Source organism: Paenibacillus sp. PvP094 (assembly GCF_040546835.1).
In the GTDB taxonomy this organism is placed as follows: domain Bacteria; phylum Bacillota; class Bacilli; order Paenibacillales; family Paenibacillaceae; genus Paenibacillus; species Paenibacillus illinoisensis.
Map to the genome: position 1 here is coordinate 5757724 of NZ_JBEPOM010000001.1, position 12982 is coordinate 5770705.

7 protein-coding genes are annotated in these 12982 nt (G+C 48.6%); all 7 read right to left on the reverse strand.

What is annotated here, in order from left to right; genetic code table 11:
• Positions 1–51: 51 nt before the first annotated feature.
• The 7 genes from ABIC22_RS26085 to ABIC22_RS26115 all read right to left on the reverse strand — a co-directional run bounded on the left by ABIC22_RS26085 (position 52) and on the right by ABIC22_RS26115 (position 12385).
• The gene (locus tag ABIC22_RS26085) at positions 52–1620 is read right to left on the reverse strand and encodes an ABC transporter substrate-binding protein (protein WP_354484890.1); all 1569 of its coding nucleotides are present in this window, start codon (positions 1618–1620) and stop codon (positions 52–54) included.
• Entirely contained in the window at positions 1617–2828 is a 1212-nt protein-coding gene (locus tag ABIC22_RS26090; protein WP_354484892.1) for a M20 metallopeptidase family protein, read from the reverse strand. The genes ABIC22_RS26085 and ABIC22_RS26090 overlap by 4 nt, the downstream gene beginning before the upstream one ends.
• Positions 2828–3571, reverse strand: coding sequence for a FadR/GntR family transcriptional regulator (locus ABIC22_RS26095; RefSeq protein WP_354484894.1), 744 nt, complete (start codon positions 3569–3571; stop codon positions 2828–2830). Before ABIC22_RS26095 ends, ABIC22_RS26090 begins: the two co-directional genes overlap by 1 nt.
• A 212-nt stretch (positions 3572–3783) precedes the next feature.
• A complete protein-coding gene (locus tag ABIC22_RS26100; protein WP_286457672.1) occupies positions 3784–4875 on the reverse strand; it encodes a Gfo/Idh/MocA family protein in 1092 nt (363 codons plus the stop codon).
• Complete coding sequence (locus tag ABIC22_RS26105) at positions 4868–5812, reverse strand: AraC family transcriptional regulator (RefSeq protein WP_246058059.1); 945 nt, start codon at positions 5810–5812, stop codon at positions 4868–4870. Before ABIC22_RS26105 ends, ABIC22_RS26100 begins: the two co-directional genes overlap by 8 nt.
• A 21-nt stretch (positions 5813–5833) precedes the next feature.
• Positions 5834–6838: a Gfo/Idh/MocA family protein gene (locus ABIC22_RS26110; protein ID WP_354484896.1), complete on the reverse strand. Its 1005-nt coding sequence runs from the start codon at positions 6836–6838 to the stop codon at positions 5834–5836.
• Positions 6839–7138: 300 nt separating this feature from the next.
• The gene (locus ABIC22_RS26115) at positions 7139–12385 is read right to left on the reverse strand and encodes a S8 family serine peptidase (protein WP_354484898.1); all 5247 of its coding nucleotides are present in this window, start codon (positions 12383–12385) and stop codon (positions 7139–7141) included.
• Positions 12386–12982: the final 597 nt, after the last annotated feature.

The following is a 12982-nucleotide window of genomic DNA, read 5'->3' on the forward strand; positions in this document are numbered from 1 at the left end:
TCCCTGCCGTTCACGGCCTATCGTTGCAATGACCAGTTCTTCTGCCGGGTCTTACTGTGCTGCAGGTGTAATTTCGTCGGCATAGAACATTTCATCACTGCGCGGCGTGAAGTTCACGCGTGCATTCGTTCCGTAGACCCCTTCCATCTGGTACAGATACACGGCTGGACGTTCCTCTGCGAAGATTTGCTGTACTTGCTGGTACTCTTTTTCACGAGCCTCAGGGTCCATGTTCACCAATGCAGATTGAAGCAATTTCTCCACTTCCGGATTATTGTAATCCGATTCACCTTTAGCTTCTTCCAACATGTAACGGTTGTAGTTATTGGAAGCGTCGAACAAGGAGTTACCGATACCGATCATGAAGATTTCCTTGAATGATTTGGAGCTGTAACGTTCACTGAAAGCACTTGGCTCAAGCACGTCCATATTGATTTTGAAGCCTGCTTGCTCCAGCATGGCAGCAACAACTTCAACCTGTTCCTTATATTGCGATGAAACGGAAATGGTCATCTCGGCTTCGCCTTCAGCGTAACCCGCTTCGTTCAGGAGCTGCTTGGCTTTTTCCAGATCATAAAGCGATGTTTTGTATAATGAAGGATCTGCACCAAAGTTACCTGGCGTTACGGATGTACGGGTGACGATACCTGCTCCGCCAGCAATGCTGTCGACAATACCTTGTTTGTCTATGGCCAGATCAATGGCTTCACGGACTTTCGGATCAGCTGTAATGCTGCCTTCTGTCTGACGGAAAATCAGCTGCAGCACGCGCTGGATTGGTGCTTTGACAATTTTCTTGTCTGCTTCACCTTCAATACGGGCGATGTCTGTAGATGGAATCGATGCAGCTACGTCAACTCCACCCGCGAGCAGTTCGGATACCCGCGTGGAAGCCTCAGGGATTACGCGGAATACGACTTCATTCCATTTCGGTTCGTCGCCATAGTAATTCTCATTCTTCACGAGTACCACACGATCATCTTTGGTCCATTTGCTGAATTTATAAGGTCCGGTTCCTACCGGCTGTTTCAGGAAAGCATCCATGCCATTATCCTCGATATATTTGGCAGGCAGGATGCCTGCTCCCATCTTGGAGAGGCGGTTAAGCAGGAGTGGATCCGGTCCGTCTGTAATGATATCCACGGTATGCTCATCAACCGCTTTGACTTCAACGATATTTTTGAAATAGCTGTTTTGTTTAAGCGTTTCATCTTTGGCTACTCGCTCGAGTGTATATTTGACGTCTGCTGAAGTGAATGGATCGCCATTATGGAACGTAACCCCTTCACGCAGCTTGAAACGCCAGGTGGTGTCATCCACTTGTTCCCAGGATTCAGCAAGTCCAGGCACTTTATTTTGTTCACTGTCGTTTTTGATCAGATAATCGAATACGTTAACCAGAACCGCCTCACTGGATGTATTGTTGTTGTTATGCGGATCGAAGCTCTCAATATCGGTAGCAGCTGCAATCGTAAGTGTTGTGCTGGCAGCACCGCCGCCTTCGGTTCCACTTGATGCCGAGTTGCTGTCTGTGCCTGTACCTGTTCCACCGCATGCGCTGAGCACCAATGCTACAGCCAGTAATGTAATCCACATGCCAGTCCATTGTCTTTTTTTCATTTGGAACGTTCCCCCTCAGAAGTCGTGTGTCTTGCCAAAAACTCAAGTGCTATGGATGACAGCATGCCTACACCATAAGGCATTGCCGTTTCATCCAGATCAAACATCGGATGATGCAGCGGATATCTTGTCCGCTCTTCCTCATTGCCTGAACCAAGACGGAAGAAAACGCCAGGAATCTGTTCGCAATAGAAGGCAAAATCTTCACCGCCGGTAGAAGGCGGAATGCTGCTCCATCCTTTTGCCCAATCCAATCCATCAACAGTTTCGGTAAGCAAATCCACCATCGCATGATCGTTCACCACGACCGGATATCCATCGCCATAAACAACTTCATGCCCTGCGCCGAAGGAAGCGCACACCCCGCTAACGACTTGTTCAATCAATGCAGGCATGCGTTCACGAAGGGTGGGTGACAGTGTGCGGACCGTACCGATCATCTCCACCTCTGGCGCAATGGCTGTGCCCATATACCCGCCAGTGATTTTGCCAATGGTGACTACAACGGGCTCCAGCGGATCCACCAAACGACTGGCGATATTCTGCAGCGCTGTGATGACCTGAGCTGATACGGCAATCGCATCGATGCCTTCATGCGGCCGTGCAGCATGTCCACCTTTACCGAATACACGAATCACCAGACGGTCTGCTGAAGCAAAAGCAACCCCTTTACTCACACCAACGGTACCCGTATCCTGGCCAGGCGTCACATGCAAACCTGCAATCGCATCCACTTTCGGATTCTCCAGTACACCGTCCTGAATCATGGCCCGTGCACCGGCTAGCCCCTCTTCTGCTGGCTGGAACACAAACTTGATGTTGCCCGACTTCGGTCTGCCAAGACCGGTAAGCAGTTCAGCCGCCCCCATCAAAATGGTGGTATGAGCATCATGACCGCACAAGTGAGCCTTGCCTTCAACCTGGGAACGATACTCCGCCGATTTCTGATCCTGGATCGGAAGAGCATCCATATCTGCCCGGAGTGCAATGGTTGGACCATCCGTTTCCCCGCGAAGCAAACCGACAACCCCGGTCCTGCCAACATGACGGGTCACTTCAAGCCCCAGGCTCTCCAGATGCTCGGCCACAATTCCTGAAGTCCGCACCTCTTCGTATCCGATTTCCGGATGGCGATGGAAGTCCCGACGCCAGTTCGTGAGCTTCGGCTGCAGCTGCTGTGCTAGTTCAAAAAGTTTTGCTTGTTCCATTAGTGCTCCTCTCCTTCTTGTTCCATTGTGACCAACCTTGAATAGATGGCATCAGCGGAATATGCAATGTGGCGTTTCATCGTATCTCGTGACTTCAGCGGATCACGGGATTTCAGTGCTTCAAGAATTTCGGTATGTACCCCTTGATTAAGAACCCGAATGTTTTCGTCATATGGCATCAGATCCAGCGCAGGATTGATCTTGGTACGAATCTGTCTGACTGCCGTTTCCAGGTAAGGATTCCCTGACGCCTTGGCAATCGTCAGATGAAACTTGACGTCCAGTGCCCTGAACCATTCCCGGGTACATTCTGGCTCGGTACTCTGTTTGATGTAACCTTCCAGCAGCTCCAGTTCGCCTGCGGTGATCCGCTCAGCAGCCAGAAAAGCACCTTCCGGCTCCACGATTGTCCTATATTCAAACACATGTAACATCTGATCCCAGTCACGCATGATTTCTTCCTTGGTTCTTTTATGTGCATTAGCCGTGATGGGGAGTACGAATGTTCCTCCCTTGGCACCAACACGTTTTTCAATCAATCCCTTACGCTCAAGAGCAGATAAGGCTTCACGAACGGTAATTCGGCTTGCATTGAACATTTCGGCAAGTTCACGTTCCGAAGGGAGCTGATCTTCACTCATGATTTCTTTAAGGATAATAGCTTCCTCTAACTGTTCTCTGATAAACTCACTAACCTTTATTGCAGAAACTTTCTCAAACTGGAAAGTCGCTTGGTTGAACATATCAACACTCCGATCGATATAATGTCTAAACCTTATACCATTAAACTCTTATTCATAATATAATTCCGAGTAAACAGATATGCAATCATTTTTTTTCAAAATATCACAAATATTTTTTAATCCGACGAAAATGCTTAACTTAATAACGAAAAAGACGCTGCAAAATAACAGCAGCGTCTTCTCATCGTTTAATTGGTGTTGCTTAGAAAGAATTAGTTTTGCTCGTTCAAGTACACCGCTTTTCCCGTGCGGGCAGATTCATAGAGAGCTTCGAGAATTTGCGATACAACCAGAGCTTGTTTAGGAGTAACTACAGGCTCTTGATCCTTATCGATAGCTTCAATCCATTTTCTCATCTCCACATCCGGCGCACTTTCCGACTTCCCGTCGTAGAACGCTACGCCGTCTGCACTAAGCGAGATCTCATTCGTATAGAGACGGCTGAATTTCTCGCCGTTAATGCGCAGGCCATTCTTCATGTCGGCTCCGGCTTCCGTTCCGCTAAGACTGCATTTTGCTTCATCCACATCCAGCGAATTCAGCGCCCAGCTGGATTCCAGCATGATGGTCGCACCATTTTCCATTACGATCATGCCGAAGGCCGAATCCTCAACCGAGAATTTCTTCGGATCCCACGGGCCCCATGCATTTGCTGCATTTTCCTTTTGGGAGAGCTCATGATACGTTGTGCCCAGAACCACTTTGGGTTTGTAATTGTCCATCATCCAGAGTGTCAGGTCCAGTGCGTGTGTACCGATATCGATCAGTGGTCCGCCGCCTTGTTTTTCTTCATCGAGGAAAACACCCCACGTCGGTACGGCTCTTCTGCGAATCGCATGTGCCTTGGCAAAATAGATCGATCCCAGCTCGCCTGCTTCGCACATCTGCTTCAGGTACAAGCTGTCTTCTCTGAAGCGGTTATTGTATCCAATGGTCAGCTTTTTGCCTGTGCGTTCAGCTGCTTCAAGCATGCTCTGTGCTTCTGCGGATGTCTTCGCCATCGGTTTTTCACACATGACGTGTTTGCCGGCTTCAAGTGCAGCAATGGAGATTTCGGCATGCGAAATATTAGGTGTGAGTACGTGAACGATGTCAATCGTTTCATCCTTCAGCAGCTCCTGATAATCCGTATATACTTCAGCTTCGGCACTGCCATATTTCTCTTTGGCTTCCTCAGCCCGTTCAGGAACAATATCACAGAATGCAACCAGTTCAACATTATCGAGCTTGCTCAAACTTGGCAGATGCTTGCCATTCGCAATCCCGCCACATCCAACAATTCCAATCCGATACACTTTACTCATATCCATTCACCCTCACTTTTGATTTGGTTTGTTTCATCTTCCGAAAAGCGGACGGGGTCATTCCCAAGCGCTTGCGGAAGACGGCATGCAAATAGTTGGCATTGGTAAAACCGGAGACAAGTGCAATCTGTTCAATCGATCCGTTGCTCTCCTCCAGATTGCGGCACACCGCGCCAAGGCGAATATCTTCCAGCACACGGCTGAACGGCATGCCTGGCTGCACCTGATAAAATATCCGCTGCAGCTGTCTGGTGCTGATATGTAGCTTCTCTGCCACATGTTCCAGTGTGACAACATTGGAATAATTGGCCTCCATATACTGCACAGCATATTCATACCTGTACATGGACATATCCCGCTCCGGTGCTTCAACCCGGATTTCGCCGTTATCATGGGCACGAACGGTTCTCAGCAGAATGCTGATCACAAGCTGTTTAATGGATGTGTAATACCCGATCAGTTTACGATCACATGCTTCATACGCTTCCAAAAAACAGTTCATGGCCCGGTGATAATCATGCACCGGAACGAGGGGCAGCGCCTTGAGCTTGGCGATCGTCTCCTCGGATTCTGCGGCTTCCCAAGGATCTACATCCTCTCTGGGCTGCTCGACAATATCCACATGAAGACATAGTTCATCCATGTCCTCTTCGGCATCGGCCTCCTGATAGTGAACGACGCCAGGCCCGGTCAAATAAAGCATGCCTTCGGACAAGGAATGCATCTGGTCTCCCAGAATAACTTTCCCCTTGCCCCGCGGTATAAAATGAAATTCAAATTCCGCATGGTTATGAAAATCAACGATTCGACCTGCCGGAAATGACGTCAAGTGAAATCGTAAAACCCGTATTTCGTAATGTCCCCAAGCAATGGTTATGTCCAAACGCTCGAGGAGATCCTGTCGTTCAAGCATTTTTTCAAAAGGATATCGGTTCAATATCGTACCTCCCCAACCAGCCTAACCTTGCAAATCACTGAGGGAGATCCTGCGTCCTTCCTTGGCAGAGGTGTTGGCAGCTTCCATCAGGCGTGTCAGCTCGGCGGCAATCTGCAGATTCTCAGCAGCCAAGGAATCATGCTGAATATGGGAAACCCACTGATTGAATGCGCTTTCTCTTTTTTCCAGCAACGGAAGCTCAGTCCACTCCTTAATCGCCTCTGTACCCGCATTGCTCCGGATCAGCAGCCTGTCGTCAGGTGTACCATACAACAAGGTCCCTTCCGTTCCATGAACCTCAATGGTAAATGGAGAGTGACTGTTCACGAAACCGGCCTCAACCACGCCGATCGCTCCAGAATCCGTAAATAGGGTTGCAACGGCATTATCTTCTACCTCTTTGCCAGTGACATATCCGAAATTGGCACTCACGCCTGTCACTTCCTGGCCCAGAAAGAGTCTGGTTAGATACATTGGATGGCATCCCAGATCAATCATAGCACCTCCCTGACATTCCTCCAAGTTATAAAAATGCTGTGGCAGCCAGTCGGCAATCGCTCCGTTATGAGACAGGCGAACCCGGACATAAGTTACTTTCCCCAACAAACCTTGCTGGAGCACATCCTGAATGGTTAGCGTATATCCATCATTTAAGCGAGGTAAGGATACGGTCATCTTGACTCCCTGCTCACGGACTTCAGCCAGGATGGCATTCACTTCTTTTACCGTTGAAGCAATGACTTTTTCGGTAAAAATATGTTTACCTGCTCTTGCAGCAGCGGTGATAACGTCCTGGTGGTCACGAGTAGGTGCATCCACAATCACGGCGTCGATATCTTTCTGTGCCAGCATCTCTTCAAGAGATGAAAAGTAGGGTACATTCAGTCGTTCGGCAGCTTCCTGCCCGCGCTGAACATTGTCATCCCATACGGCTGCAATTTCAGTGTCCTCATGTTCCTGGACTTGCTTGATATAATCCCATGCATGCACATGCCACAAGCTTATTTTACCAATTCGAATGGTCACGATGTCTTACCTCCTAGTATATAATATCCTGACATTTAAATATAAGTTATCACAGACTTCGTTTCATTTTAATAGAAACAAGCGACAACAAATATATAAAATTACGACATACTATTAGGAATCGACATTCCGATCCCAACAAAACAGGAAGGCAGTCTCTCCACGATATTGCGTGTTAGAATCCGTAATGTTTGGATTACAAGACTTGCCATGGAAATTTAAAAACCAGGTGCTCATGCATATGCACGGCACCTGGTCTTGATCAAATAACAGATTTTGACTCATGATATTATTCGAGATTTAAGGAAGCAAATTAGCTTCGGCCGGTGACTCTGGTTCTGATTCTGGTTCTGATTCTGGTGCTGGTTCAGGTTCCGGAGTGTTCTCTTCCCCGGCAGTTACGTATAACCGGCCTGGTGCTTCGGTCTCGATTTTGTTGCCCGCTGCATCCTGAACGCGAATAACAATGACTCCACCCTCAAGGACTAACGAGGAAGGTGTAGTATATGTGCCCGAATAATGACCGGGCTCTGTCTCCACCAGTGGAATTTCCGATCCGCCTTCCGCATTCAGATTCAGCGGCAGCTGGATTCGGAATGAAGCCTGCAGACCTGGAGCACTGTCGAAGGAGACCGTTACGGTTTCTCCGGACGCAATTCGCACATCTTCGGCAGGTGCAATATTGGTCAACTCCGGCAGCGTTGTTTCCACGTAGACTTTACGGGTTACCGTTGTTTTATTGCCCGCGACGTCCGTCGCAATGACTGTAACCGTGTTTTCGCCTTCATTGACGAGAATACGATGACTGAAGCTTCGGTCTCTCTCCAACTTGACTGTCTCGCCGTTTACAGTAACCTTGTTGAGGAATTGATCCACTGCGCTGCCTGTAACATGCACCACTTCAGCGTTGGTTCGGCTTCCTTCCTCAGGCGTAAGAAGAGTTAATTGCGGCGGCGTCAGATCCTGGATAATGACAACGGGAAGTGAGCGATCCGTTACTTTACCATCAATGATAGCCTCTGCAGTAAAGGCATTGACTCCTGAACGAAGTTTGGCGTCAAACTTGAACGTTCCGTTAGTTACCGTTGTTGTCCCTGCTACATCTTTGCCATTGTAAATTTTGATCTGAGCTCCATTCGCCGGAGAAGTACCTGATACGGTGAATGTCGTTTTATTGGAATAGGTATTGCTTGGTGCCGTAAGTACTGGTGCGTTTACCGGGTATCTTACCACCGCCCGAATCATATAGTTACCTTCTTCTGCCGGGGCTGTGTCCCATACGCCGCTTACGCGCTGCCAGCTTCGTCCGGCATTGGTTCCGTTCTCATCGGTAGCGAGTCCCGGAGCACTTGTTCCTGCAACCGATTGTACATACACGATATAGAAATCTCCGCTTGTGATGACCGGTTCTGGGAATTCAACGCTGGTCCACTGATCGTTGCGCAGTGCTGTTCCCTCAAACGGTCCTGCCAGCAAACGCCCCGGTGCTCCATTCGCTCCGGAAGCATCATAGACAGCATATTGGAATGCGGTTCCACCAGGCACAGGCCACTCTGAGTTCCAGAACCGGAACGATGCGCCTGTTACTTGCGCGGTTGCTTGCTCAGGTGTCATCCGGACCGCCCAGGCATTATCTGCGGCTACAAATGCTCTTGCATTCTCCGCTGTACCGTCATCATATGCGATCTCTCCAGGGAAACCAATAAACGGCTTCAATGCCACACTTGCATCCGCAGCACCATTCCCTGGTACCGTCACATTAACGGTTTTACTGTAATAATCTGCAGCTCTGACGGAGACGGTATAACTTCCTTCCAGCACATCCAGTACGAAACTGCCGTCCGACCCGGTACGAACCTCGCCTACCTGGGCATCTTCCAGTACCAGAACGGAAGCATCGGCCACCGGTTCGCCTGTCCGCTCGTCGGTAACGATACCTTCAATCGTACCATGAGGTATAGCTTCCAGATTGAAATTGGCTTTTGCACCACTACCGTCGGTAATGGTTACTGCTTGTGTACGCGGATAATAACCATAAGCCTCCGCTTTCAATGTATAATCACCCGCCACATGAGTGAAGCTGTACTTCCCTGTGGATGGATCAGTTTTCACCGAACGTCCGGTTTCAATGACCGTAACCGTTGCACTTGCAGGCAGGCTTTGTGGATTAACAGTGCCTGATTCCGGTTTCTCAACCTCAGGCTGCTGCTGCTTGGATTGATTGAATTCAGCCTTATCGGTTCGTGTAACCTTGTACCAGGAGTTGTCATATTCCGGTTTTGGCTTGTCACTGCTCAGCACTACCGAACTATCCTGTGTAACCGTCTCTGGAGCAATGCTCAAGATGCGGAAATCGTCAATATACCAACCGCTCTTGACCACACTGCTATCTGAGGTCAGGCGGAATCGGAATTGAACTTCGTTTCCAGTCAGCGAACTCAGATCATAAAAGACCGGTGTCCATTGCTTGCCATTCGAATTATGTGAGAACTTGCCCAGCTCTGACCATGTGTTACCACCATCAGATGAAGCTTCCACATAGCCAAAATCATATCCGCCTTCAATTTCATACCAGTGGTTGAATGTCAGGGTAGCATCATTGATATCCGTCAAATCCACAACGGGTGAAACCAGTGAATAGTTTGAACCATTCTCATACGTACTGTCCAGATCCGTTGCCCAGACATTTGGCGGAGAAACGGCACTCGCTGGTCCACTGACTGGAACCCCGCGTTCCCACTCATCCTTCGTTCCTGAATGAGTCCAGCCATTATCGTCACTACCGTCAAATTGGTCGACGTAAATGTCTTCCGGCACCTCTACCGAGATGGATACCTCATTCGACTTTTCACTCTCATTGCCGCTATAATCCAGAGCCGCAACGGTGTAATAGTACGTTGTATCCGTTACTGTAGCTGTATCCGTAAATGTTGTCGCTCTTGTATTTCCGATCGCCTCGTATTCGTCACCCGAAGTTGTCGAACGATACACGACATAAGACTCCAGATCCTCATCGTCAGGTCCATTCCAGGATAACGCCACATTACCCAAAACGTCAGCTGTAGCGCTCAGCTCTACAGGTGCACCCGGGGCGATATCATCTGGTGCTTGTACAGAGAAGTCATCGATATACCAGCCTGCCTTCTGTACAGTGTTGTCACTGGTCAGATTAAACTGGATGAACACCTGTTGTCCTGCATATTCACGCAGGTCCACATACTGGGTTTTCCAATCACCGCCTGTGCCCGTAAAGCTTAACAGTTCTTCAAATACATAGTCACTGTCTTCCGTCGCGATGTATACCTTACCGAAGTCAATATTGCTCTCCAGATCAAACCAGTGTTTGAACGAGAGTAATGCCCCTTCAGGACTTTCGGTTAGATCAATAGGTGGAGCGAGCAGATAGGCGTTGCTGTTTGCTGCGTACGTACCTTCCAGGTTGGTCGCAATGACCTTCTCGCCGGAGGCTGCACTGCCAGGTCCGCTGGTTGGCGCACCCCAAACCCATGTGCTTCCTGTACCGCCTGTTGTGAAGCCCAACTGATCTTCTTCGAAATCCTGAACATATCCAGGCTGGACTCCATTGGATACAGCCACTTTGTACACCTGGCTGTCAAATCCGTTGTTGCCGTAATCGTTAACCCGGATATAATATTCCACGCCTGCAGGTTCAATCAGGAATGCCGGAATGGAAGTGGAATAGGTTCCATCCTTGCTGTCCCCTGCTATGCGATTCATCGGCAGATAGACATACTGGCTTGTTCCTGTTGTTTTGGCAAAAGCCTCTACAGAGACCACTCCCACATTATCTGTTACATGAGCCGTCAGCGGAATGTCGAGTCCGGTAAAAGCTGAATTCACAGGTGTATGCTGGAGTACCGGTTCTTCCAGATCATCTCCTGCCGTTACCACTCGTCCGGATACGGTTCCTATTCCTTCAAGCACGGAACCCACAGCGTCCAAGGCATTGATAATGCCATGCCCGTAACCGTTGTTGGGCGAAGTCGGAAATTGACTGTCCGTACGCGGTGTTGCTGTATCCATAATGATCTGTTCCAGCTGATCTACGCTCAGGGAATGATTGGCCTGGAGCAGTAATGCAGCAAGTGCTGTCGTATGGGGACCCGCCATGGAAGTTCCATTCCAACCTCCCTCGTACACCCCGCCAGGAACAGCCGATCGGATATTGACTCCTGGTGCCGAGACTTCAGGCTTGATCTCATCATATGGAGATGGACCCTGAAGTGAGAATGAGGCCAGGTTTCCGTTAATATCTGTTGCTCCTGTGGCGAAGCTTTCCGGATAATTCGCTGGATTCGCAACGGAGCCAGGGCCACCTGGATTCGTTAATCTCACATTACCTGCCGAAAACTCAGGGAAAATCTGTGCATCCCGCCAGGCTTGTACCATTGGCCGGAACCACTCGTCCAGTCCTGCACCACCACCCCAGGAATTGTTGACAACATCCGGGGCGAGCTCAGGATGCAGGTTGCCTTCGGCATCCACTGGAGCGATCAGCCATTGCCCGCCGTCCAGGATAATGGCATCAGTGGTTTCCGGATTGAATATCCGCACACCGATCCATTTGGCACCTGGAGCCACCCCGATCTGATTGCTTCCATCTTCCTCCGAACCCACCATCGTACCCATCGTATGTGTACCGTGCCCGTCTTCATCCGCAGGCAGGGAAGCGTTACTATGTGGATCATACCAGCTAAGCTCTGGATCAACGATATTACCAGATGCATCGAATCCTCTCCATTTGCTGCGAAGAGCTGGATGATTGTAATCAACCCCACTATCCAAGTTGGCAACGACGATGCCTGTTCCATCGATTCCTCTCTCCCAAACTGCGGGTGCATTGATATAATCGATATTCCATTCGACATTTTCTGTTGCCAGATTATCCTTTGTTGCAGCTGCCGATTCCTTGGAAGTTGCTGCATCTTCCTTGACCGGTGTTTTTGCAGGATCTGCAGTCGGAGCCGCACTTGCCTTTTCTTTGTTCACCTCAGCTTTTTGCAAGTAACGCGTTTCGTTAGGGAGAACTTTCTCTACCTCAGGCAGCAGAGCAATCTGTTCCATGACTTCCTTGGTACTCGTTACGGCGAGTGAATTGACGATAAAATAGCTTTTATATTCTTTGACATTTCCTTTGTCAATTTCTTTCTCGAGATAGCTTTCGAGCGTGTACTGCGTCCGCGAAGCCGTTTCCCGGAGAGAGCTGACAACCGAATTGCGTACGGACAGCTTGGTCGCTGAAGCCGTCTGTTTCTCGATCGTCGCCTTTTCCATGGCCTGTTTCGAGACCGCTGACGTGTCCACCTGCTCCTTCATTTTCACGAGATAGGTGACATAGTCGCTATCCTCAAACTGTTTGGTCAATTTCGCGTTGACTTTGGATGTCGAAACCTTGGCCAGGCTTGATTTCATGTCGATTTTTTGTGATGTGGAGTTTTCAGCTGAAACCGGATGTACAATCGAAAATGCAAGGAGAAGCGAGAGGCCCATGGAGATGGGCTTGCGTAACCGATTACTCTTAATCAAACTTTTCCACTCCTTTTACCCGGTTTTTGGATTATTCTGATGCTTAAGCCCTTCTCAATTAAAATCAAAATGGAATTACAGCCTTTTGCGGACACCAATAGACGCCCGAATCATTACATAGAGCCTCACCTCCTTTAAAGGTCTTGTTACACAGGCGATATGAAACGGTAGCAGCAGATTGTAAGTCTTGGAAGTTTAGAAATGGAAGAATGATAGGCCCAAACATGAGAGTGAATGTTGATAAGCATTCATATAGGAGGGTAATCACGTGCGTTAGCAGAAAGCTTGCCAGGGAGTGAATGAAACGTTCATTTGCGATTTGTGCGAGTGATGTAGGAATCTCTTTAAAATTACATGTAATAACCAAATTGCAATTTAACTGGATTTTTATGGAATAGTATATCGCCACCATTTGATATGTACAAGCACTTTTCTAGAAAAATATAGAAAATAAGACTTTTTAATGCTTTTATATGTCTGATGTCTCTCTTAACTTGAAATCGTTTTTTCATAATTGCGCACCATTGGTGTCGCCATAGATTGAAATCATGTCTTTATGACTAAGACTTTCTGTGTAAGAGACAACTGAAATGCATA